Source organism: Citrobacter sp. Cpo045 (assembly GCF_030332875.1).
GTDB classification, from domain to species: domain Bacteria; phylum Pseudomonadota; class Gammaproteobacteria; order Enterobacterales; family Enterobacteriaceae; genus Citrobacter; species Citrobacter portucalensis.
Genome location: NZ_JAOWGZ010000086.1, coordinates 316,902 through 341,160, shown reverse-complemented (window position 1 = coordinate 341,160; position 24,259 = coordinate 316,902). Strand labels below are relative to the sequence as shown.

At 45.5% G+C, this 24,259-nt stretch carries 21 protein-coding genes; 10 read left to right on the top strand and 11 right to left on the bottom strand.

All coding sequences use genetic code 11. The features are described from left to right. The first annotated feature begins 30 nt into the window (after window positions 1-30). The 5 genes from OGY13_RS08180 to OGY13_RS08160 all read left to right on the top strand — a co-directional run bounded on the left by OGY13_RS08180 (window position 31) and on the right by OGY13_RS08160 (window position 4,314). Window positions 31-1,305 (top strand): tyrosine-type recombinase/integrase, encoded by a 1,275-nt coding sequence (locus OGY13_RS08180; protein ID WP_134866877.1) that lies wholly within the window; start codon window positions 31-33, stop codon window positions 1,303-1,305. 452 nt (window positions 1,306-1,757) lie between these two features. Continuing rightward, a complete protein-coding gene (locus OGY13_RS08175; protein WP_134866878.1) occupies window positions 1,758-2,300 on the top strand; it encodes a hypothetical protein in 543 nt (180 codons plus the stop codon). 39 nt (window positions 2,301-2,339) lie between these two features. Beyond that, the gene (locus OGY13_RS08170) at window positions 2,340-2,582 is read left to right on the top strand and encodes an EexN family lipoprotein (RefSeq protein WP_134866879.1); all 243 of its coding nucleotides are present in this window, start codon (window positions 2,340-2,342) and stop codon (window positions 2,580-2,582) included. A gap of 74 nt (window positions 2,583-2,656) precedes the next feature. Then, window positions 2,657-2,965: a hypothetical protein gene (locus OGY13_RS08165; protein ID WP_134866880.1), complete on the top strand. Its 309-nt coding sequence runs from the start codon at window positions 2,657-2,659 to the stop codon at window positions 2,963-2,965. 95 nt (window positions 2,966-3,060) lie between these two features. After that, a complete protein-coding gene (locus tag OGY13_RS08160; RefSeq protein ID WP_134866881.1) occupies window positions 3,061-4,314 on the top strand; it encodes a hypothetical protein in 1,254 nt (417 codons plus the stop codon). 673 nt (window positions 4,315-4,987) lie between these two features. Here OGY13_RS08160 and mobQ read toward each other — a convergent pair. Continuing rightward, complete coding sequence (gene mobQ / locus OGY13_RS08155) at window positions 4,988-6,058, bottom strand: MobQ family relaxase (RefSeq protein WP_134866883.1); 1,071 nt, start codon at window positions 6,056-6,058, stop codon at window positions 4,988-4,990. Between the two features lie 339 nt (window positions 6,059-6,397). Between mobQ and OGY13_RS08150 the strand changes: the two genes are divergently transcribed. Beyond that, window positions 6,398-6,790, top strand: a complete 393-nt coding sequence (locus OGY13_RS08150; protein ID WP_134866884.1) for a hypothetical protein — start codon at window positions 6,398-6,400, stop codon at window positions 6,788-6,790. Between the two features lie 22 nt (window positions 6,791-6,812). After that, window positions 6,813-7,100, top strand: coding sequence for a hypothetical protein (locus OGY13_RS08145; protein ID WP_134866885.1), 288 nt, complete (start codon window positions 6,813-6,815; stop codon window positions 7,098-7,100). Between the two features lie 220 nt (window positions 7,101-7,320). Here the strand turns inward: OGY13_RS08145 and OGY13_RS08140 are convergent, their stop codons facing one another. After that, window positions 7,321-7,590 (bottom strand): hypothetical protein, encoded by a 270-nt coding sequence (locus tag OGY13_RS08140; RefSeq protein ID WP_134866886.1) that lies wholly within the window; start codon window positions 7,588-7,590, stop codon window positions 7,321-7,323. A gap of 695 nt (window positions 7,591-8,285) precedes the next feature. Here OGY13_RS08140 and OGY13_RS08135 point away from each other — a divergent pair. Then, window positions 8,286-9,137, top strand: coding sequence for a replication initiation protein (locus OGY13_RS08135; protein ID WP_286637577.1), 852 nt, complete (start codon window positions 8,286-8,288; stop codon window positions 9,135-9,137). After that, a complete protein-coding gene (locus OGY13_RS08130) occupies window positions 9,134-9,394 on the top strand; it encodes a helix-turn-helix domain-containing protein (RefSeq protein WP_134866888.1) in 261 nt (86 codons plus the stop codon). The genes OGY13_RS08135 and OGY13_RS08130 overlap by 4 nt, the downstream gene beginning before the upstream one ends. Window positions 9,395-9,539: 145 nt before the next feature. On the opposite strand, the gene OGY13_RS08125 is transcribed toward OGY13_RS08130, so the two are convergent. Then, the gene (locus OGY13_RS08125) at window positions 9,540-9,743 is read right to left on the bottom strand and encodes a helix-turn-helix transcriptional regulator (RefSeq protein WP_134866889.1); all 204 of its coding nucleotides are present in this window, start codon (window positions 9,741-9,743) and stop codon (window positions 9,540-9,542) included. Between the two features lie 1,030 nt (window positions 9,744-10,773). Between OGY13_RS08125 and OGY13_RS08120 the strand changes: the two genes are divergently transcribed. Beyond that, window positions 10,774-11,556, top strand: coding sequence for a lipoprotein YafT (locus tag OGY13_RS08120; protein WP_071445487.1), 783 nt, complete (start codon window positions 10,774-10,776; stop codon window positions 11,554-11,556). Between the two features lie 228 nt (window positions 11,557-11,784). On the opposite strand, the gene OGY13_RS08115 is transcribed toward OGY13_RS08120, so the two are convergent. The 8 genes from OGY13_RS08115 to tssK are packed head-to-tail and all read right to left on the bottom strand — an operon-like array spanning window position 11,785 to window position 24,258. Continuing rightward, a complete protein-coding gene (locus OGY13_RS08115; RefSeq protein WP_047408701.1) occupies window positions 11,785-12,264 on the bottom strand; it encodes an Hcp family type VI secretion system effector in 480 nt (159 codons plus the stop codon). 23 nt (window positions 12,265-12,287) lie between these two features. Continuing rightward, the gene (locus OGY13_RS08110) at window positions 12,288-13,628 is read right to left on the bottom strand and encodes a VasL domain-containing protein (RefSeq protein WP_186412997.1); all 1,341 of its coding nucleotides are present in this window, start codon (window positions 13,626-13,628) and stop codon (window positions 12,288-12,290) included. A 14-nt stretch (window positions 13,629-13,642) separates the two neighbouring features. After that, window positions 13,643-17,128 (bottom strand): type VI secretion system membrane subunit TssM, encoded by a 3,486-nt coding sequence (gene tssM, locus OGY13_RS08105; RefSeq protein ID WP_502873534.1) that lies wholly within the window; start codon window positions 17,126-17,128, stop codon window positions 13,643-13,645. A gap of 51 nt (window positions 17,129-17,179) precedes the next feature. Then, window positions 17,180-18,601, bottom strand: a complete 1,422-nt coding sequence (gene tssA, locus OGY13_RS08100) for a type VI secretion system protein TssA (protein ID WP_456301209.1) — start codon at window positions 18,599-18,601, stop codon at window positions 17,180-17,182. Window positions 18,602-18,605: 4 nt separating this feature from the next. Continuing rightward, entirely contained in the window at window positions 18,606-19,352 is a 747-nt protein-coding gene (gene vasI, locus OGY13_RS08095) for a type VI secretion system-associated protein VasI (protein ID WP_213753046.1), read from the bottom strand. After that, window positions 19,349-22,090, bottom strand: a complete 2,742-nt coding sequence (gene tssH, locus OGY13_RS08090) for a type VI secretion system ATPase TssH (protein WP_213753047.1) — start codon at window positions 22,088-22,090, stop codon at window positions 19,349-19,351. Before tssH ends, vasI begins: the two co-directional genes overlap by 4 nt. 11 nt (window positions 22,091-22,101) lie before the next feature. Further along, window positions 22,102-22,887 (bottom strand): type IVB secretion system protein IcmH/DotU, encoded by a 786-nt coding sequence (gene icmH, locus OGY13_RS08085; RefSeq protein ID WP_374115577.1) that lies wholly within the window; start codon window positions 22,885-22,887, stop codon window positions 22,102-22,104. A gap of 27 nt (window positions 22,888-22,914) precedes the next feature. Beyond that, window positions 22,915-24,258: a type VI secretion system baseplate subunit TssK gene (tssK, locus tag OGY13_RS08080; RefSeq protein WP_213753048.1), complete on the bottom strand. Its 1,344-nt coding sequence runs from the start codon at window positions 24,256-24,258 to the stop codon at window positions 22,915-22,917. Window position 24,259 lies beyond the last annotated feature (1 nt).

Sequence of the window (24,259 nt, the reverse complement as noted above, 5' to 3'; positions counted from 1 at the left end):
TTTACCAACATTTGGGCAAGGGGACTTGTCATGCGTTTAACTGATATTGCTGTAAAAAACGCCAGGCCTTCCGGCAAGCAGGTCAAGCTATCTGATGGAAAGGGGTTGTATCTGTTGGTGCATCCTAACGGGTCGAAGTATTGGCAGGTTGCTTATCGCTATGATGGTAAGCAGAAAGTCTTTTCTCTCGGCACGTATCCCAATGTTCCCCTCGCAGAAGCTCGCACAAAGCTCGTAGAGGTGAAATCTCTGTTAGCTGATGGAATTGATCCACTCCAACAAAAAAAGGCTGTAAAGGCTGAGGAGCGCGGTGATTTTACGTTTGAAGCTGTCGCGCGCGTCTGGCACGATAAGATGTCCGTTAGTGAGCGCTGGATACCTCAACATAGTGAACGAATTTTAAACAGCCTCATCAATCATCTTTTCCCCACAATTGGTTCAAAAGATATTACGAAGCTGACCACTCGCGATCTGCTTCGGCCCTTGCGTAAAATTGAGGCCAAAGGTCAGCACGAAACCGCTTCACGTCTGAAACAGCGGATCACAGCTATCATGCGTTATGCCGTTCAGGAAGATATGATTACCCATAATCCCGCTAATGAACTTGGCGGTACGTTAATCACACCTAAAAGAACGCATTACCCAGCGCTTGAACTTGAACAGATACCCGATCTACTTGCTCGTATTGATGCTTATAATGGCCGTAGATTAACGATATTGGCTTTAAAGCTCACGATGCTTGTATTTATCAGGTCAAGTGAATTACGCTTCGCCAGATGGCCAGAAATAGATTTTAAAAATGCCTTATGGGTTATTCCAACTGAAAGGGAAGAAATAGAAAACGTCAAGTTTTCAGAACGAGGTTCAAAAATGCGCATACCGCATTATGTTCCCCTGTGCAGACAGTCAATAGAAATACTTAAAGAGTTAAAAGATATTAGCCATGATGTTTCTGATGGGAAAGGTCTAATATTTATTGGTGCTCATGATTATCGTAAACCAATGAGCGAAAACACAATCAACAAATCTCTTCGTCAAATGGGTTATGACACCCAAAAGGATATATGCGGTCATGGTTTCCGCACAATGGCTTGTAGTTCTCTTGTTGAGTCTGGTATATGGACAGAAGATGCTATTGAAAGACAAATGAGCCACAAAGAGCAAAACAATGTCAGGGCTGCTTATACCCATAAAGCAAAACATATAACACAGCGTCGATTAATGTTGCAGTGGTGGGCTGATTATCTCGATGCTAATAAGGAAAAACATATTATGCCTTTTGATTTTGCAAGAACAAATAATTAAAAATAACAGGAGGGAGGAGCACTTGGTACTCCCTCATCAAAAAGACACTTTCGCACTCCCACGTTGCCACCCTGTATCATTCCAACTGTTCGTTGCTGACTATCTTCTGAATAGCCCCCCTATCCCAAAAAGCCTGGATTCTGTGTAAAACCAATCAAAACAGGAAAGCATTTCCATAATCATCTGACATAACTCAATTAAATCTCCCCCTTCCAGTATCGTTTAAAACGATCAAAACCAAAATAATGATAGACAATAACTATCATATAACATTTATCGATCGGTATTATCGATGCAGTTACCGATCGATGACCACTGACTTAATCGTCATAACCTATCAATAGATACTTATTGATCCTTTTTATCGATCATTGCTATTGAGAAGCTCCTTTCTGATGTTATGCTTTTCGAGCGAGCGAGAGGTAAGACACATTGGAATGGGGATTTACATTATGGGGATCAACGTTGTGGTTAAAGTAAAAAAAATTACCGGGCTTGTTCTAGTTTCTTCTTTTATTTTATCGGGTTGCCAACAACTTCAAAGCTCATATAATTCTTTATCAGAGGGGCTAAATAAAATTTCAATACCAAACATTACTAATTCAAAGAAAAATGAATTAGACGAAAAGTCGTTCACAAAAACATCCTTAAAAGCAATTTGTTCAGATTTTCAAAAAAATCAGTATATGGCAAATGACAAGTGGGATAGTAAATACATTGAGTTTACAGATAAGATAATTAATGTAGCACAAGCTGGACCACGTTTTACTGGAGATCCAGATTTTAAAGGCACACAAGCTGTTTTTATTTTCGACTCAGGGATTATATCAAGTGGATATAGGGCATGTAAGGCAGGTGCATTTGTTAAATATGATGATCTTAAAAAATATAACGTTGGCGATGTAGTTACAGTAAAAGGGTTTGTACTTATAGATAATGTTGGTGGAGCGAGCAATCAAATATCGTTATCACCTGCCAAGATTTTAAATAAATAAAAACAATAGTTATCACTTAATAATAAAATGGAGTTAACAATGAATAAATATATATTATTAGTCGCCGTTTTTCTCCTCAGCGCTTGCGATTCATCATATAGTGTTAGTGACTTTACTGGCAATCATGAATTAATGGAAAAGTGGGTCATAAAATGTCAAAAGGTAACTAACCCATCAGACACTATAATAGATAATTGTCAAAACTTACAGAAAGCACAAATGCAAGAATTAGATAAAGCAACAGATGACATAATAAAGAACATGGGTAAAAAACGATATTAATCAACGCAATTAAAACAAAATATCTATCCATAACATTACTCATAGACTCATGTTAACTTAATAAAGAGGATACTATGGCAATCTGCCCATTTTGTAAAAGCACTGTCAGCGATGATGCGACCGTGTGCCCCAAATGCCATGCCGAAAAAGAAACAACTTTTAAAGGTCACTTTGAAAGAGCAGCAGAACAAATGAAACCAATGCTAACGTTATTTGGTATGTTTGGGCTTCTCATAGGTTTTTCTTTCGGAACACTCATAGGTTTAAAAACATTTTGGATTGCTGGTTTTCTTGTAGGTGTTGTAATTTTCATTTTCGTAACGTTTTTCCCTGCGATAATAAAAGCACTCTTTAAAAAAAATAAGGTAGTTTGGTATAGATAATCTTTTCATTTTTCAGTTATTTTGTGTCCATTAACAGTTCAGAGGTGGTGTTTTTTCATACAACCACCTTTTCTGTATATAAACCGGAAACCATCATGAAAAAACTCTTTGCATTAGCTTTTATTATATTCTTATCTGGATGTAATGATAAAATAGATTGTAATACGACCTCTGTCACCGATGACATTAAATCGAGTATTATATTGGGCTTTACTAAAATATTCCCAATGATGTATGACAAGGTATCACTGGAAAGCGGTGCTACTATTGATATAGAAGGAAAGGCCATAAAAAGTGAAAACAAAGATATCCAAGTATGTGAATATAATTTCAAAATGCATCCTGCAACGGATAGCGCAGTTGAATTTTACAATGCCACCCCTATAAGGGTAAAACTATCTGAAAATGATGGCGTCACCTCAATAATATCTCGAAATGATGTTGTTAGTAGTGTTATTGAACTAATAAGAAATGAAAACATAATAGAGAATAAGGATGTAAAACCAACTGAAAAGCAAGCCGCATTAATTGAATCAACGAGAAAAAAAGAAGCTGAAAGAGAAAAAGAAAAGGCAGATAGAGAAAAGTCAGAAATAGAGAAAAAAGAAAAAGAGAGCAAAAAAACAGAAGAAATATTTAACAAAATGAAAGCAATGAGTGATGATAGTTATCACTTAGTCAGTAAGAATGACTTAGTAATATTTGACACTGTTAATGGTAACTATAATTTGACAGATGAAAAATATTTGGAATACTTCAGCTCAGCGTATAATAACGAGAGCGACCCTTTTAAAAAAGAAGATATTAAAGCGAGTGAATTAGAAAGAATAAAATCAGAGTTTAGCAAGTTTAAAAAAGGAGAGCCTATTTTTATTAAATACCCTGCAATAATAAGTAGCCTTTCAAAAAACACTAATTTTATGGGAATGACAAGAAAAGAAATGGATTCTTATGTCGGAGCGGAGGTTGATGGGAGAGGTAGTTTAGCTTCTGGCTTCGATGTTTCAAATAACACCCTAGATTTGTCAAAAACGAATTATAGCGCATTCTGCAATAACGGAAGTGAAGATCCAAATTCAATAAATAGATTCGTTGGTGCGGGCCGTTTATATATAAGTATAACTGCTATAAATAACCAGGCCCCGTGTTTAATAAAATTTAAAGACCGAGATGAGGCGAAATACGTCTACGATGCTATTTCTAACTATGACAAAAGAATAGGGTTGGAAATGAATCTATATCTCGATGGAACAACTACTAATAATGGTCTAAATGCTTATAACTCGAGTCTGAAATTAGTGTTAAGAGATAAAAATGATAACACCAAAGAATATATAACCTCAAAGTAAAAATAAAACAAAAGGCCTATACACATATATTATGTATAGGCCCTTATGATTACAGTTTACAGACCGATATAATTTTATGTTAAGAGGATATTAAGGCAATCTCCCCATTTTGCAAAGCACAGCCATTGATGCTGCTACCGTAGATCCACATGTCATGCCGAACAGAAACAAATGTTAAGAGTCACTTTGGAAGAACAGTAGCGCAAATGAAGCACGTAACAGGTCTTTAAGGTATATTTGGAATTGTCATATACTTTACTTTCAGACTGTAAATCGGAATAGCAACATATCCGTTTATTTTATTTTTTATTTTTTCGGTTTTGTAACATTTCTCCTGCAATAATAAAAGCATCCCTTAAAATGGATAAGGTAGTTTGGTATAGATAACCTTTTATTTTTAATTTATATCATGTTCCTTGACATTTTAAAGGTGGTATGCTTTTTTTTGTATACAATTACCTTTTCCTGTATGTAAGTTCAAGAAGCAAAACGAGTTCTCCTCTCCCAACACATGAAGATTATTTCTTATGCTCATTTTCTCTTTTTGTTCTGAACCTCTCTCCTATTAAATTCCCTCTCCTTCTTGTCTTTCAATTCTTGTTCTGAATCTCTCAATAAAAATTCAACTTTCCATTTCTTTCCAATTTCATCCACATATACTCCAATTCTTTTCCTATTTGTTTCTAATTCCAAGCCGTTTAGCGGTGTGTGGTATGTGGTTTTTCTTATTAAACTCATAGTAATCTCCTTTTTTAATTTCTTCTTCTATATATTGTTCAAGTTCTAAATTTTCCTTTATGTCTTCTTTTTCGATTCTCATATTTTTATAAAACTCAACGTCGGTGACTTTATAATTATTTTTACTTTCACGACCAGGACTAATAATACTTAACGTGATTTTACAAAAAAGCAAGCCGAGCCAAGTATTTTTTTTCTGGTTTTCTTCTATTTGCTTTAGTTGTTGTCTCAATCTATCTCTTATTCCATTAGTTTTGATTGCATTATTTTTTAAATTAATATATAAATTACGATTTCTTCTTTTTCGTGGTGGTTTCATGTTTAAGATATTTACACCGTTAATAAACTGTTCTGTTTTTTTTAAATCTCCTTTTTTAATCTCTTCTTTTGCCTTGTATATGAACAATTCTTTTTGTCGAAGGTGACTGAGATTTGTTATTGTGTCAGCAATGTTATTGTCCCTTAATGTTTTATTTACTAAAACAGCCCATGATCTACGCCACACCTCAACAAGTCTTGGGTCATTCCATTCTCTGGCTTTTTTGTTTAAAAAACCATTTTTATTAACCTTTCTCATCGTGAGCATAACGTGAGCATGTGGATTTCCACTTCCTATATCATGTATTGCATAATCTGCAATCATGCCTTTCTCAACGAAATAACTATTTAAATACCTCTTTAAAAGCTCTTCATTTTTTTCCGGTGTAATATCTTTGGGTAGGGCAATAATAAAATAACGGCATAATTGGGAGTCTTTCCTTTTTTCCATCTTTTCAACTTCATTCCAAAGTTGGGAACGATGACGGAAACGAGCAGGGGCCGACTCTGGTAATAAAATACCGCTTTTATACAGATCTTGTTTTTTAGTGTAGTTGAATATCTTGCCTGTTTTTTCGTCTGTCAATTTTATGCGGCAATTGTAAGCAGCCAAATAAACGGAGCTTTTACTTTTACCCTCTTTTGTTATACGTGTAAGCACCTTAAAACTTAGGTGAAATATTGCCATATTTTGGCCTCCTTTATTATATTCATAATTTTCATTTTATCGTGCAACCTTTGCCGCTGGCATTGAGTCTTCGACTGGGCGGCAGGTAAGCCTCCCGCTTCACGGCTTGCCGTTAGTGCGAAGCACACAGCCCCGCAGGGACCACACATTACCCGAAGGGGAATGTATAAGTGGGCATTATTAGCTAACACTAAAATGTTGCTCTCTTCGTTCGCCACTTCGTGCCTTATTTATTTAATAAAAACTTTTTCAATAAAATCAAATAAAATGACATAAAAATTGACTTTATTATTTTTAGATGTATTGAACATAATGAAATATTAAAACAGGAGTTATAAAATGGAAAGAAACAACATCAATATATGTGCGAAAGAAATAAAAGATCATTATTTCCTTTGCTTAAAAGAAAACAACGGTCGTATTTTTGCAAATTCAGCAACTTACAGAGTTAAAACTTGGGAACAGGTAGAACAAAGGGCTTTCAGAGAGAATTTTTTCAATTTCTTTAAAACACAATATCAATATAGAAAAACCAAACATATAAACAGTAGTTATTTTACTATGGCAATAAAAGACTTAAAAAATAAATTTTATTACCCCGCATTTACTATAAATAAAAAAGAATATGAAACCAGAGGTGATGAGTATTTAAATGAAGTGAAAGAGTATTTCATAAAGATAATTAATGAAAAAATCAAAGAAAGACAAAAATCAGTCAAGGATAAAGAATAAATATTACAAAAAGAGGTAATGTATGGACTTAAACCAACAAAAAGAGCGATTAAAGCGTGAACTCGCACGATTAGAGCAAAAAGAAAAGTACTTAAAGAAACAGGCGGAAGCCAAAAACATTAAGGCAATTATGGCTGAAATTTTAAAGTATGATATTCCACAATATAACAACTTTAAGAAACTGGTTGGATTGCTGACATATTTTGAGCATCAGAGTGAAGACTTTAAAAATGGAATAATTGCGTGGGCAGAAAACGAACTCAAAGAAAGAAAAGATAAGAAAATAGCACGAACATTCAAAAAGTTCTAAAAAAACCAAAGTGATAGATTAAAATAAGATTTTTTTTAATTCTCACAAACTCATCTGACAACTTGTCGGCTGTTTTTATATTCAGGGTTATTAATTATTTTAAGAGGAAAGCAGTCAAGGGCGCGTAGCGGCGATAGCGAACCCTTGACGGCTTGGAACGCCCCGCACACTGGCAAAGGTGGAAGGAGAACAAAGTGAACCTTCCACCTGTTAAACCGTTTTATTCTTTCAAATATTCAAATCCTTTTTCTATTCTTACTCCTCTTCTTATTTCATCTAAAACAATCCGTGCCTCTTCAATAATTTCTTTTTTTTCTTCATCATTGGGATGGATAATATCGTAATAATCAATCCCTTCATTCTTTGCTATTTGTTCAATAAGCACTTCAACATTAAAGTGATCTAAATCTTTTATTTTTTTGCTTTTTAAGTAATTCATAATCTCATGTTCTGTAAATCTATGTGTTGTTTTAAATTCAAAAATGTGCATTTATTTAACCCTCTTGTTTTGGTCTTGTATATTACCATAATAAAGATATGATGATGTCATGTATCTGGGGTGTGTTTTTGAAAAATCGTGCCTGTTCTCCTCTATCCACTTTTTTCTGTCTTATTGTACTTTTTCTACGCGTCGCAGGATATGTGTGTTAGTCTCTCAGTATGAAACGCTAACGAACGGATCGAATACAGTTTCCGATCTCATATTTAGTTTTAATTTCAACGTTCCTCTTACATTCACTCTTATATGTCCTGTAAATTATTTTGAGACGTTTTATATTATGATAATCCAATTCTATTAAGGGTAAATAAACATCACTTAAAAGCACATTTAAGCTCACTCGCACTTAATTCTATTAACAATTCCTCATGGTATTCTATAACTTTCATTTCATTAATAAACATAATTATCAAAATAAATACCATCCCTCTTACTTATATTTATTCTTTTTATTTACATCATCAGAACCTACTTAATCACTCATAACAACCTTTTACACAAAAAAGACATATATTGTTTTCCCTTATAAAATTGAGCCACAATAAAACATAATATCTGATATGGCTTATTAACCACTTGACAATATTTTTAAATGTATTATTAAAAAATAAAACTAACAACAAGACTCATATTTGAAAAGTTTCACTAACTATCAAAAAGGAGTAATTACTCAAAGGAAATGTAAAATGCTATTAGAACAAGAGATATATAACATAGAAAAATTTGAAAATAAAATTCAAAAATACGCTTTGTGCTGTGACGATTTTAATGATGGTGTTTACAGAAGCCCCAAAGATAAAGCACTATTAAAAAAATACATTGCTTTTAATAATAAGTCATTTATAAATGGTTTGGTCTTCGATGTAGACCATCAAAATGGAGCAATTGCCTGGGATTTAGCTGACTTACCCAAACCTAATATAATAATTCAAAATACCAAAAACGGTCACGCACACCTACTTTATGCTTTAAAGAACCCAGTTCTGAAGACTGACTTTGCAAGAATAAAGCCGTTGCGATTAGCCTCAATTGTTCAGCGAGGTTTTACGGAAAGACTGGACGCAGACAGAGCCTATGCTGATATTTTAATGAAAAACCCTATCAATATAAATGAATGGAGAAGTACCTGGACAAACATTCCAGAATATGATTTAGATTATTTAGCAGATTTTGTGCCTGATATTAGAATTACTAAAAATACTAAACCAAGTCCAGTATATGGTTTAGGCCGTAATGTTAATTTATTTGAAGATTTAAGAATTTTATCTTATAAAGATTTTTTAAAATATAAAGCAAACAAAACATATTATGATTTTTATGAGCATATTCTTTCTCGTGCAATTATGTTAAACAACCATTGTAATGTTAACGATCTATTATCACATAATGAAGTTAACCAAATTTGTAAAAGTATTTGCAAATGGACATGGAGAAATTTTTCCCAAAGTCGATTTTCTGAAATTCAGTCTGCACGGGCAAGGAAAAACACAGCACCAAGAAAAACAAAAGAACTAATTAAATTTCTGGAGGAATTATGATAGTAAATAAAAGGGTTAAAAGACCAATGACACAAAAAGAGATGGCAAAAAAATTCTGCGTGTCGGTTTCAACAGTAAAAAGATACATTTCTTTACCTCGTGATGAATACGAGAAAGAGGCCGAAGAGAAACGAAATCTTGCTTTTAGTTTAAGAGAGTCGGGATTAAAATGGAAAGAAATTGCAGAAAGAATGAATACAACTCAAAACAGTGCTATCGCATATTACAGAAGGTATTTATTACAGAAAAAACAATAATAATACAAGCCACACTGATGGTTTGTATTATTTTAATTGCTTATGTTTTTCATATTTAGCTCTGAAACGCTTTGCGCTCGATTTTTGAACTTTTATACTTCAACAATAAATATGTTAAGTATAAATCCAATAGCTGATAATGATTTTAGGCGGCTTTATTACGTGAATTGAATATCTTGCTATCTATCCACTGATCAACTTCACTTTCAATAAAAGCAATAGATCTCTCACCAATCTTTACCGGAGCGGGGAAACTGTTATCTTTAATCAGTCTGTAAATCCACGCTCTGCAATAGCCAGTTTTCTCGATCACCTCTTTAAGTCTAATAAGTCTTTTTGTCTTTTTCATATAATTCCTCTCTGTTATTTTGGAGACGTTATTATCTTATATTTCGAAGGTAACAATCAATAAGCAACTTAAAAAAAACACTAGCTTTAATATAAAAGTTAAGATATAATCCACAAACACACATAAAATACCCTTAAAAAACAAAATGTTATAATTTTTAGCAAAAAGTGCTTTTATTTTCGAGTGTGTGGAAATGGTATACAAGAGAGTAGATCTCTACTGCTTTTCGCTCTTAATGTCTAACAATGTCTACTGCAGAGTGGCTAAGTAAATCATTGATTTAAATTGACATACGCTATGATTTGTTGGTAAAAACAAGTTGGTAAAAAATACCATAAACAATTCTTAATCATATAAATCAATGAGGTATGGTGATGTTCGATTCCGAGTCCGGCACCACTATTTAGAAGAACCCGCCTATGGCGGGTTTTTTGCTTTTGGCGAAGCGGACTCTTCATCGAACTTCGCCAACTGCTCACCTCCAATTCGTCTATTCTTATACACAAATTAGATTGGCAGAAGTCGCGCGTAAGCTGCTGGCATCTACCTTTCTCGGCAACACTCAAGAGCATGGGCGAATCCAGGACGTTGAGACACACCGCCACCCCACCTGTATACCCGAAACCTTAAAATCTGATCCGAATGAGGCGCTTCTTGTCTTACTCTGATGTTGTATATTCCAGAGTTTTCATCATTTATTCCTGGCTTAAATTCATTCAGGAGAACAAACCAATATTAGTGTTAAGGCAATAATATAGTTTTACTCCCGAATATTGCCCCCCCTAAAAACTCTTCGTACTGTTATAATTCTCCCAATAATACTGCCAGCCAGCCCCACACGGATAAACTGTACTCTGCAATAGGATTGCATATATTTAAATAATACATACAAAACCAACAATTATTATTTAACCGAATGTTTTAATAAACAGCAATTCTCTTTTTAGGTCTTTATTTCATGTGTATAATTCAGTTTGAGTTTTCAGATAAATAATTGCAGGAAACACCTGACGCCATTGAGGATGCAAATATGAATTCCAGGTCAGCAGTATTTTTATGTACAGCAGTATTTCTGCTGGCTGGCTGCGCGCCACACTCTCCTATTGATGCAAAGAAAGCAGGGGCACGGACAGAGAACGGCGTAAGTAAGACTGCTTCAGCACAGCAACTGACGGACAAGGATATTTTTGGCAATGAAACTACGCTGGCGGTGTCCGAAGAGGAGATCCAGGCTGCGCTGGAAGGGAATGTATTTCGCGTACCTCTGAGTTCGCCTGTTATTCTGGTACAGTCCGGTAGCCGAGCACCGGAAGCCATCATGCAGCAGGAAATGAGTCGATATTATACCGTCGCAACCTTCTCCGGTATCCCGGACAGGCAAAAGACCGTGACTTGTAATAAAGATAAAAATAAAGACGAGAGCCAGGATATTGCTGTTGTAGAAAACATGAACTGGATGCAGGCTCTGCGTTATGTCGCCGCGAAAGGTCATCAGAAAGCAATCATCGTTTATCAGGATACATTGCAGTCAGGCAAATATGACGCTGCGACAAAAAACATGGTCTGGTCAGATTATAAAAATGAAAAACTAACCGACAATACATCACTACGTTATCTGGTGCGTTTCACTCTAGTGGACGTGGCAACTGGTGAATGGGCTACCTGGTCGCCGGTCAATTATGAAGATAAAATGCTGCTACCACTGCCCGGAAAAAAAAATGCCACAGAAGCAACTGCTGAAAGGCAATTTTCGCAGCTTAAGCAAAAAACCTATGCATCAATGGTTAAAGACCTGGTGAACCGTTACCAGTAATCCGTCCTGGCTACCGCCGATAATTTGCGACGGTAGCCATCGATATGAAAATTTCAGGGTGTACGGCTCACCTTTTTTGCTGACAGATAATGCCATTGACCGCGTAGAATATCTATGCGGGGATTAACCAGACAACTTCGACTTTTGCTATAGACCCCAGATATTTTTGCAGACAAGAGCTGCAATGATGGTTGGATCGAAATAAATACTCTTCACAATGTATATTCCTCAGAAAAGCCGCTCCTCCCACAAGCTATAGGCGCTGGTTCCAGCAATACAGTGCTCCTGGGTAATACTTTCATAACTCAGTGACAATGATTCTTCCGGTTGCCCTTGGCTGTTATTAATGGTGTGCGGCACAACATGCTTGATGCTGGCGATACGGGCATTAATCAGCTTCACTTTGTAATACAGTTCATTAATGCCAAAGCGGTTGGTGCGATAATACTCAAAATCGCAGGTCAGACACTCATTCTCACTGATGGCTTTAGTCAGTAACGGGGAGGATTTATCCACCGGCTTCTGGATCACCAGCGTCTGATGATTCACATTCTGTGCGCGAGTCAGTGCGTGGGACAAACCCAGCACCATAATCTGATCCGTATGCGTAATCTGCGCTTTATTGCCAATGGAGGCCATGGAAGAACAGCCTGCGGAGATCAGCCCCTGAAGGTCGCCGTTCAATGTCATATAAACCGGATTTGCCATAGTAAACTCCTTTTATTTCGTCGTTATTTTCCGGATTTGATTTCAGTTGTCGCTTCCGGCATTTCGCCGTTTTTCAGCAGCATCCAGCGGCTTAACACGCCGTCCAGTCGCTCATTAATCTGTTTTTCCAGCGCCTGCGTGTTCTGACCCTGTGTCCGAGCGTCATGGTACTGCGTCAGTAATGATTCCAGCGGTGTCTCCTGCCCCAGCCTACGCTCGGCCTGCCAGATGACATTTTTTATATAAGAAAGTGTCAGTCCTTCTTTCTCGCTCTGCATCACAAGGTCAGCAAAGGCGTGTAAATCCTGGCGAGTCTGTAACCAGCCCCGTAGCTGTGGACTGTTCTGTGCTCGAGTTTTCAGGGTTTCACTCCACTGAGCAGAGGCCTGTTGTTGTTGCAGGCTTTCCGGCCAGCGAGTGTCCGCTGTGCGCATCATCTGCATCCCGGTCTCCAGCAGTTGTAATGGCGATGTATCAGGCAGCAGTTGCAACTGTTGTCCGTAACTGTCCAGGTCCGGTGATGTCAGCCAGACCGTTGCCGCGCCCTGTGCCGTATCCCTGACCTGTGCCAGTTGCTGTTGCATCGGGTACACCTGCCACCACCAGAGTACTGCGGCGATAACCGCAGTAGCGGCGATACCGGCCATAAAACCTTTCACCGGACTGCCCTGATCGGCAATACACCCATTATCCGCCAGACCACGGACTTCCACCCTCATCTCCGGCAATTCGGGGAGAGAAGAGAGTGTCTCAGTAGCCATGGGCGCATTACTTTCCGGGGCATAGACCAGCGTTCTGACGGTGGCCTGTGGGACAGCATCTGTATTATTCCGGGGTTGCAGCTCCAGCCGTTTGCGCGTGTTCTGTACAAAATAAAGCAGATTCTCCACACGCGGCGGGTGTTTAAGCTCCACCTGCTGGAGTTTGTCACAGATAAGCTGTAAGGCCCGTTCGGTATGGTACAGCAGAGGCAGGTCGCTTTCCGCAAAGGAGGTCTGCTGGCGCAGGATATTTCCGCTACGGGTGTTAAGCCAGTCCAGCATATCAGTACGAGCAGATCCACCCTGCGGCCAGAATTTGTCCCATTCATGGGTAATCATTGCCGCCAGCAGTTCGACTCCTTCACAAAAACCGACCAACCCCTGCGTGCGGGTACGCGCCAGGGTGTAGTAAGTGACCGTGTGCAAATCCACGCCATTAGCCTTAAAAATTGTCAGCGCCAGCGATTCCACCAGCCTCCAGTTCATTTCCGGCTGAGACGGGTGGCTAGCCTTGTTGATTTCCTCGCGAATAGCGATGAACTCCGGCAGATTACGCGGATCACTGCCAGTGACGATAGTTTGTATGAGTGCGTCGTTGCTCATCCCGGTCTCCTTCCTCAGTACAGCGTGTCCGTTAGCCGGAACTGACTGAACAGTCCACCACTAAACGGGTTGTCTTCAGTATCAGCGTGTATCCGGTAGACCATCGCGCCACTGTCCACATTAAAGCGCACGCTGAATGTCCCCTCTTCCACGCTGGTTAACTGGCCTGCGCCAAATAGCCGGAACTGCGCCCACGGCCCACTGAAACTGATACTTCGCGGTGCCCCACCATTGGTGCTAACCAGCGTCAGTTTGCTTTCATTACCTTCCCGCATGTTGTTCGGCCAGACCAGATGAGCGGTGTAATTACGCCCTTGGCTGTAGTCAATTAATTGCCCGTCCAGATTCAGTACACTGCGGCGCTTATTGCCGGAAAGCGAGACGGTCTCCACCGCAAACTGTGTTCCCAGGCCATTCTGCTTACTGAAGAATATGTCACGGACTTTCTGCGCGGTATCCAGTTGCCGGATGATGTCCTCACGGATAATCACGCCGTCCCCCCCGTCACGACTTAAGTCATTCTCAATAAACAGTTTCAGGTTCTGCTGATAAAAGGTATCCAGCACACCGTCCGGTTTAAAGAAACGTTCAAATGCATCCAGCGAGGCATCTTGGGATGAACGTGGATTAAACGGATAGTTATTTGCAAGCTGTTCGTTGAACGGTTTCACCACGTTGTCACGCCAGTCAATTTCCATATAGTGAACCGCTTCCACCATCACCACATGCCAGGCCTGGTCGGCGAGTTTACCCACCCAGCGATTAAGTGGTGCTGGAAGCGTTTTCGCCATCTGGCGGGTGGCAAATATAGGGTCACTGCTGTTCTGGTCAAGGCGGAGCTGAACAGCTTTCAGCGCCGATTTCCCCGGTACCGGCGCATTCTGGATAGCCAGCAGGTAGCGATGCAGTTCCGTTAGCTGCTGATAGACCGCCTGTAAGGTATTTTCCTTGTTATTCTGCACTGCCAGGGTAGCGTTTTCCGGTGCGAACTCATGTCCGAGACGCGTCAGCAGGCGATAATCCGGCTCTGCCTGCATATCTTCTCGCTCTTTATCAGAGAGCTTTTCAGAGAGAATGGCTGGCTGCGTATTATCCCGCAGCGCCGTCAGCGCACGCTGCAACGGCTGATCGCCGCTGATAACCTGCTCCAGTGAGCCGGTCAGTTGTACAATGGATTCATAATCTCGCACATTGAGGTTGTCCATCCCCGCCCGCCAGGTGGCGGTATAGTCGCTGATATACTGCTCGGTCAACTGGCGCTGAATTTCAGCACGATCGGCTTGGCTGTATTTGACACTTTGGGTAAGATTCAACACCCAGGAATCCATCGCTGTCAGTTCTACCAGCGCATCACGTTGCTTCACAAAATAACTTTGCAGGCCATAGCGGGTGAGAAACTGCGGAATCACCAGTTTGTTGTCATCTGGGGCAACGAAGATCTGATCGAACGTCGGACCAATCTGATCGCGCAGGTTCAGATCGGCAGGCAGGACACCAAGCGCCCGTGTTTTCAGACTTTGGTAAACACGCTGGTAAACAGGTAGTTTACTTAACTCTTTCTGTGCAGCCACCACCGGACCGTCATACGGTGTCCAGCGGCTGATGACATCCCCGTCGCCCGCTGTACGCTCTGCGTGCCAGTCGGTGTGCTTCAACGCGTAGTCGAGGTGCGACATCAGTTGCGCCTGGATGTCCTGCTTGCCGCGGAACTCGTCACTCCAGCGCTTCGCCATGTACAGCTTAACCACTTCATGATTACGTCCGCTTTTATCCTCCAGCATTCTCATCACACGCAACACGGCGAGTTTTTCTTCGCTCTCTGGCGGTGCAGCATTCATTTCTTTCACCAGACCGTTAAACAGCGCAGGCAAAAAGCGCTGATCCAACAGTTGCAGATAGGTTTGTTCGACATACGGCCCGACGCGCCGTCCCTGATACAATCCCATATCCGCCAGGCGACTGCGGTCATCCCAGTTTCCATAGGCCAGCGTCGCGTCGCGCACCGGGTTCAGCAGCGGTAGTTGCATATTACCGTAGTCATCAATCCCTTGCGGAGGCGTGATCGCCATAAAGGCTTCCGCCTGTTTCAGCACCTGTACGCCGGAGGCGTAGTTATTATTATAATAATGGTGCCATCCGGTGATGAGCAGTAATGTCGCCACCCCACCCACTGCGGAAAAAGCCGTAAGACGGCGACGGCTGTTTATCAGCCAGGTGCGGCTTTCTCCAGCCAGATTTGGCTCGGCCAGCAGCGCTTGTGGAAACAGATTGCGGGTAAAGTAAGATGCGGTATCCACCAGCGGCCAGGCGTTCAGCGGACTGCCATCCAGCCGATACTGCCGGGCGGCAGATTGCGTAAAGATGTCATCCATTTGGCCCCGTTGCAGTGACGAAGTGAGGTATACCCCACGCAGCATCACATCCATATTTTCACCGTCCAGCAGGCTGTCGAGCAGGGCGACCAGGTAGTCCCGGCTTCCCTGTATCTGGCGGGAAAAACTGAACAGGGAACTGCGCATATGCGTCTGCGAGAGCATGAGATCCGGCAAGGCATGGTTCATTTGATCGCACCATGTCTGCCAGAAAGCATCCAGCTCCGCGCGCCAGTCCTCGTTTTCATGAGCGCAGCGGGTGAAGGTAACACCCAGAATCGTATCGCGATCTTTTTTGTTCAGTGACTGAAACAGGGCGGCAAAGCCGTGTAACAAATCCAGCCGCGTCAGCACCACGTAAACCGGTAGCTGACAGTGGAGGTGCTGGCGCATATCCTGCAAACGGCTGCGCAGCGTCTGCAACAGATGCTCACGACGGCGTTTGTCAGCCGTCAGCAGGTCAGGTAAGTCGAGAGTGATAATGATCCCGTTCAGCGGCTGGCGGGCACGTTTTTCCACCAGCCAGTCCAGAACGTGCTCCCATAATCGACGGTGCAGGACATCAGCATCCGGCTGTTCACAGAGCGTGCCATCAATATCAAAAATCACCGCCTGTTTGCCGACATGCGGCGTCAGGTACACACGTTGCTCTGCACCACGTACCGTTTCCGGCGTATAAATGATATCGGACGGAAATCCCTCACGTAACAGTGCGGTTTTACCGCTCCCGGCAGGGCCGATGACCATATACCACGGTAGTTGCCACAGATAACGACGGTTGTCGAGATGGCGTTGCAGGCGCAGTAACCACCGGTCGAGGTAACGCTGTTGCGCATTCAGCTCGACGCTCAGCGGGTCTTGCGCTTCCTTACGTTGTTGTTTTTGTTGTTTCTCAAGCTGTTGCAGGCGCTTCATCACCCGGGCGGTGAGCCACCCCAGGGCGATAATCCCCCATGCCGACGTCGCCAGCCAGCGATTGGACAGCGGTTTAAGCCACAGCTCGTCATACAACGACCATGACGGGCCTTTCCACCAGATCCACACCAGCAGGAAAACCCATGCCAGCACCAGCAGCCAGAACGCGGAGACCTTAAACCGTGGCATCGCGGGTCGCAGAACTGATTTCATGCCACTAAACAGTCGGGGGGGCGGTATTCTCACAAAAACTCCTGTTATCTATTACTGTTCTGCCGTGAACTTCTGTTCAAGCTGCTCAAGTAGCGATGGTTCCCACTCTGCCAGCACTATTCGCAAGCCGGTGTTGAACAGCATCCGAAACTGTTGCTGCGCCATTTTTGCCATTCCAGCATCGTCCATCAGTTGTGCGCCAAAATACTGACGGTAAAACTGGTCACGGGGGGAACCTTCGGGCAGCGTATCCAGATACCGTAATGCAGCCTCCAGCCCCTGTTCAGTAAAACAGGCCAAGGCGTTCTGCCATTCCTCGCCGGATTGCTGTGCTGATACGGGCTGAGCGGAGGACGGCGAGGCGGTCATCCACTGTTTTGTCTGACTGCTGATAAAGGGCGTATGGTCGTTAAACAGCAGAGTGGAAAGCTGGGGCAAACGGGTAAGAAAACCGATAGCTTCTTCACGGATAGCCTCTGCCACGGCGGTGTAGCCCAGCCGCTGCGCAACCTGCGCTGAAAGGTAATGACCGTCAAACCAATAGGGCGCCAGAAGTGCGCTTTTCTCTATCTGTTGCCACAGCGTCATGTCGGCATTGTTCAGACGCGCATGAAAATCATCCATCATATCGGCAGGGAACGCGGCCAGCGTTGTGCGTCCGTTACTTTCAGCCTGCGGCGCGGAGGTAATTGCCAGCCACAGCGCATGGCGACGCAGACGGTAGCCAAGCGGCACGTCCGGCTGGCGTTCGCATAAAATGGCAGCGACTTTCAGCAACGTATCGCGCCAGGCTTTGTCGTCATGGCTGTCAATATTCATCACCGGTGCGGGGGCTACCGAAGATGGCGCAGGTGCAGATGCGACCGGCACAGTAGAAAGCGGTACAGAAGCGACGGCAGATTGTGCTGCAACGGGCGTTTCGGCAGGTTCGCTGTCGCGAAATGCCCGCATGTACAGCGCAGCAACATCGTCCGTTGCCTGCGCCAGTTCAGTCGCGTTATTGTCCTGCCACAGTAGCGCCAGTTTTGCCAGTTCCCCCAACAACAGATCGCGCTGCGTCGCAGCAGCATTCTCTGCAAAACCGGAAATGCCCGCCTCAAAACGCTTTATGACCTGGGCGGCAAAACGTTTTTTATGCGCCATTCCCGGTGCTGCCACCGTCCAGTAATGCTCCACATAAAGCGCCAGCAAACGCAGCGCCAGCAGCGGATCACCGGCGTGCTGCAGGGTACGTAAAAGATGGGTCAGCAGGCGAAAATCCTTGCTTTTAGAGGCCAGGAGCGTCAACCCCCGGCGCTGAATTTCCGGGATATCCAGTTGGCTGTGAGCCAGAGAGCCGAGTTTAAGCATGTCGCCGTCAATATATTCCCAGTCAGGATTATCATCTTTCAGCACAGAGGTCAGTTTGTCTTCCGGCAGATTTTCCAGCAGATGCGATATCCAGGTATCCGGGTTACATAAGTCCATTGCCATTTTATTATTCTCCCGCCCAGTGACAGGCATCGCGCAGCGGCGCGATGGTTTTCGCCAGCCCGTCAATATTAAAGGTCAGTTTCCCGGCCGCACTGTCCGTACCCGTGTCGATGGTCAGCGTTTTTGCACCAAAAAGCTGTTTAATTTCGTCGATTCCGGATAATCCCCGGCTGGACTCCAGCAGGGTGCCGTTTTCACGGATAAACCAGCGAGACTGAAAGCGCCCGTGATCAGTAGTCAGCGTCACGGCGATATCACTGGACGTCATGGAATGTGTCAGCGCCACCTGCATCCGGCTGATGTTGTCCACGCAACTGAACATCAGTACCGGACGCGGCGGGACGTTGCCGATAGCGGGCGTGGTGATAATCACCATCGGATATTCTCCGTCGCTTTGCGTTATCATCAATGCGGTGGAGTTGTTCGGACGCTGTTTTTCCTGAGCAAAAGCCCGTTTCCAGGCCTCACCTTCATAACGGGCCTTTACCAGCGCGCCATCAAAACCGGATTGCCCCGGAGCCAAAATATGGTCATAGCAGTCGAGTCGTTCCAGCGCTGCAGGCTCCCGGCGACAGGACTGCATCGCTTTCAGCGTGGTCTGTGTATCCGGCTCGGGGGATGTGGTGCTGCTCAGCGCGGCCACGACGCCGGGTGCGGGTGGCGTTTTCGCGAACGAAATACCCGCAGACAATCCTGCCAGCAGGCCAGCCATCAGCAGTCCGGTTTGCCGGAGCGTCTGCATTCTGCTCATAAAACAGCTTCGTCCTCTGTTTTGAGTTCGGGCTGAGTATCCTCATCCGGCACATCTTCAATGTCAGCAGTAAATGCGCCGTCCACTACGTCCAGCGTAATGCAGGCAATGGCGATACTCGCCGCCATTTTCTGCAACAGCAACAGGGACAGTGGCGGCAGCATCTCGCCGTCGATAACCGATTCCAGCATTCGCGCACCGTTTTCGGCGCGGGTGACGCGCTGCATGATTTCGTCAGTGACAGCCGATGCAATCACCACTTCCGCGTTAAAGCGGGTTCGCAGCACGTTATCCAGCCTTGCCAGCTTCCCGGCGATAATGACCGAGAGCGTTTCTTTAGATAACGGCAGGTAAGGCACCACTTCCATACGAGCCAGCAGCGCGGGTTTGAAGAAGTCCGCCAGCACCGGGTACAGCGCGTCCTGCATTAATTCCAGATTGTCGGCATGTTCGACAATCACCTGGTATCCGAGGTTAGACGTCAGGAAAAAGACGATATTTTTGCAGTCGATCAACCTGCCTTCACCATCGGCCATCTCGCCCTTGTCGAACGCCTGGTAAAACAGGTTGAGCACATCCGGGTGCGCTTTTTCCACCTCGTCGAGCAGCACCACAGAGTAGGGTTTCTGGCGAATCGCTTCGGTCAGTACGCCACCCTCACCGTAGCCGACATAGCCCGGAGGGGAGCCAATCAGGCGCGAAACAGTGTGTTTCTCCTGGAACTCCGACATATTGATGGTGGTGAGGTACTGGCGACCGCCATAAAGCAGTTCTGCCAGCTGTAGTACGGTTTCGGTTTTACCCACACCGCTGGGGCCAGCCAGCAGGAATGCGCCAAGCGGTCGTCCCGGACGGCGCAGATCGGCGCGGGCGGTCAACAGGTGTTTATGCAGGTGCCTGATCGCCAGATCCTGGCCTTTTATGGTCTCACCCAGCCACTGAGGTAAGTCAGTAATCACTGACATTTCGTTTTGCGACAGGCGGTTAAGCGGCACGCCAGTCCATTCGGCAATCACGGCGGCAATCTGTTTTTTATCGACGTGCGGGGAAATCAGCAGTTGCGTATGGTGCAACGTCTCCAGTTCAGCAGTTAACTGCACGAGACGAACAGCAGGAGGGATTTCAGGTTCCGCGCCCGTCTGCTCGGCCTCGGGTTCATCCGTTGATACGACGTTATCGTCAGCGTCCGGTAGCATGATGTCTTCACTGCTGTTGGCTTCCGTTTCTTCTTCCAGCAGCCCTTTACGCAGCGAAATAATCTTCTGCACCAGCGCCTGCTGCTGGTGCCATGCCGCTTCCAGTTCATCCAGTTCGGTCAACGTTTCGTCATACTGGACGATAACTTCAGTCAGTCGTGAGGTATCCGACCGCAGGCCGATGCGGATTTCACGCTCAAGCTGGCGCATTTCCGCCTCGCACTGGTGACGCAGGGTGGTCAGCGCCGAAATTTGCTTCGGCGGCGACGAGAGGTTAATCGCCACGCGGGCACAGGCTGTGTCCAGTACGTCGATGGCTTTATCCGGCAACTGACGACCAGAGAGGTAACGCTCGCTTAACGTCGCCGCTGCCTGTAAGGCTTCATCATCAATCAATACGCCGTGCGATTGCTCATATACCGCCGACAGGCCGCGCAGAATAATAGTCGCTTCTGCTGCCGTGGGTTCACTGACTTTCACCAGCTGGAAACGGCGCGACAGGGCGGCGTCTTTCTCGAAATATTTTTTGTACTCACTCCAGGTGGTGGCGGCGATGGTTTTCAGCTCGCCGCGTGCCAGCGCCGGTTTGAGCAGGTTAGAGATATCCAGCCCGCCCTGTTGATTCCCCGCGCCAATCAGCGTATGGGCTTCGTCGATAAACAGAATGACGGGGTTGGGTGACTGAATGACTTCCGCCATCAGCCCCTTAAAACGCTTCTCGAACTCACCCTTAACGGATGCGCCCGCCTGCAATGCGCCAAGATCGAGCGTCATAATATCGGTATCGCGCAACTTGTCCGGTACCAGGCCTGCGACAATACGAAGCGCCAGTCCTTCAATGAGCGCACTCTTACCGACGCCAGCCTCACCGACCACGACCGGGTTATTTTTGCGGCGACGGCAGAGAATATCGATCATCAGGTCGATTTCATTATCGCGGCACAGGACCGGATCGAGTTTGCCGTTACGGGCGTCTGCGGTCATGTTTTTGGCGTAGCGGCCAAGCAGGCTGTCGCCGGTATCGTTTTTAGTACTGACGGTCCGCCCGCCAGCATCCGGTACGACTGACTCCGCCGACTCGCGCGTCCACTCAGCAAAGTCCTGTTGCAGGCGATCGCGGTTGATGCCGATGAGCAACCGGGCAGCGGCAGACGGGACATAGCGTAGCGGCGAATGCAGCAGAGCCAGCAGCAGTGTTCCACCGCGCAGCTCGCTATGCTGCATCTCGGCAGAGGCCAGCAGCCAGCCCTCTTTCAGCCACTCGACCAGCATCGGCGAAAATGCCGGGTAGCTGTCTGTCGCTCGCGACGTCGTGTAATTTTCCACCTTCAGTGCCTGGCGAAGCGCATTTGTATCAATTTCTGCCCGGCCAGCAATCACCCTCACGTCACTGCGCACCGCTGCCAGCATCTGCAACAGCACATGTGCCACGGTGATTTCCATTGCCTGCTGGCTCATACACTCTGCTGCCGCCGCCTCCAGCGCCTGGCGGGAAAACGGGTTAAGATGCTTAACCAGAGAGGCCAGATTAATCTGGATCATATGTAGTGTCCTTACCTGGCAAGCAGCCGGTTCAGTTGATGCAGAATATCCTGCGTCTGGCTGTCCAGCCGCAGCAGATAAAAGAAATAAAACAGCGCCAGCACGACGATGCCGCCGCAGAGAATATGTCGGATGGTCAATCGTTTGATAAGCTGATAGCGTCCGCCCTGCGTTTTTTTATCCTGATGCAGCAGCGGAAAAGGCGCATCGCCACGAAGCTGATGCAAAACGTGATGCAGGCGGCGATATATCTGTTCAAACTCCCCTTGATCCTGCGCAGCCACCCTGTAGCGCCCGCGAAATCCCAGCGAAAAGCACAGAAATAAAAACTCAAGCAGATCCTGATAGCGTTTTGGCTCACGAATCAGGCGCTCCAGCAGGATGAACACTTTTTCACCGCCCCAGGCTTCGTTATGGAAATGCACAAGTAACGACTGTTTGATCCATTCGTTTTTGTTCGACCAGCCGTTCCCCAGTGCAGCTTCATCAATAAAGGTGCAGAGAACATAACGAAACGAGACAATCACGCCCGGCTCGTAGCCCTGTTCCTGTAGCAGTTGCTCCACAGCCTGAACGTCCGTCACCACCTGCGCAAAAAGGTGTTCCGGCATACTCTGGCTGTTCATCCCGTCCACGCGCATCACCATCCCCAGCAGGGGTGTGGCGGCGTCAATCATCGGGTTTATGCTGTTGCCGCGCAGAGCCAATCGGTACTGGCGACCAGAGAGACTTTCGTCCGCGAGCTGCGGCGCAGTATTGACCTTTCCCGACGGGTTCCCTGTGGTCAGACTGTCAATGGACGGAACGAACGACTCATTCATGGATTAACCCCTTATCGCCCACAACTGTATCCCCAGATCCGGAAAGGTGCCGGAAATATGCAGCGCCAGCGCACCGGCTTTCACCACGTCCAACCAGGCAGCAGCACCTTTGTCCAGCTCGAAGTAAACAAAACCGTCGTGGTACGGTAACTGGCGCGGGGCGGCAGTTCGCGGCGTCAGCGGTACACCTGGTACCTGCACACTGACCATATCGCGGATTTTGTTGGTGGCCGCGATTTTTGACTGCTGGGTAAACTGGTGAATAAGCTGGCTGTGCGGCATCCGTGAGCGCACCGCCAGAATGAATGTGCCGGAGCGCAACAGGGTCGGATCGTTAACCGTGGCAACATAAAACCCGTCAGAGAAGACGAGTGGCAGATTCTGCGCACGCGGCATCAGTACGGTGTTGAGCGCCCGGCGCAGCTCCGGGATTACGGAATTAAACGACTGCGTAAGATTACGGTGGTCGTAGGGCTCCACCGGACAAGGCAGACGACTGTCTTCCGTAAAGGTCATCAGTTCCCCCAGTAAGCGGACCAGATCCAGATAAAACGTTTCCGGGTGCAGGGTGTGTAGGTGGGTACGATGAGTAAAGTGCATCTGGCTGCGGTTAAGCATCTGCAACATCATGAACTCAGCCACATCTGCGATACCGCTCTGCTCCGGCGAACCGATACGTTTTGCCAGCTCGCTGGCGCGGTTGCTGAGAAGCCCCTGCACATCGCCAGCAAATCCGTTCAGCACGGGGCTTACGCGGATGGCCTGACTGGTCGGGATAAAGCTGTCATCCAGCACCAGTGCGCCACCGGATTGCTGGCTGCGGATACGGCACAGCGGCAGCGTGACCATGGTGCTGAGATCGTCCGCGCCGCTGACGATTTTCGGTGCCAGTTGTCCCAGCACGATAGGCTGCACGTCGCCATCATCGGAATGCAAATCGCGGGTATCGGCCTGGGTCAGGCGGTAACGCTCTGTTCCCTGCTCAGCACTCCGGCGACCTTCGATTTCACAGGTGATATCACTGATAACGGGCAATGCCAGATAAATGTCATTGCTGCCGGATCGGGAGAGATCGAGCGGCTGGTACGGCAGAGGGAGCTGATCCTGCTCCGGAATGCTGAACACCGTGCCATCCGGCATACAACCCGTCGCGTAGTCCAGCATCAGTTTCCCCTGGGCAAGCAGCTCGGTATTGATCGACAACGAGGTGAATCCCCAGGCAAAATCATCCTGCGCACTCATACGCTGGTTCAGCAAATATTCCTGATGACGCTGCTGCTGCTGGAAGTGCTGCGGCAGGGCAAACAGACCTTCCTGCCAGATCACCCTGTTTTTCATGGTCGCCATT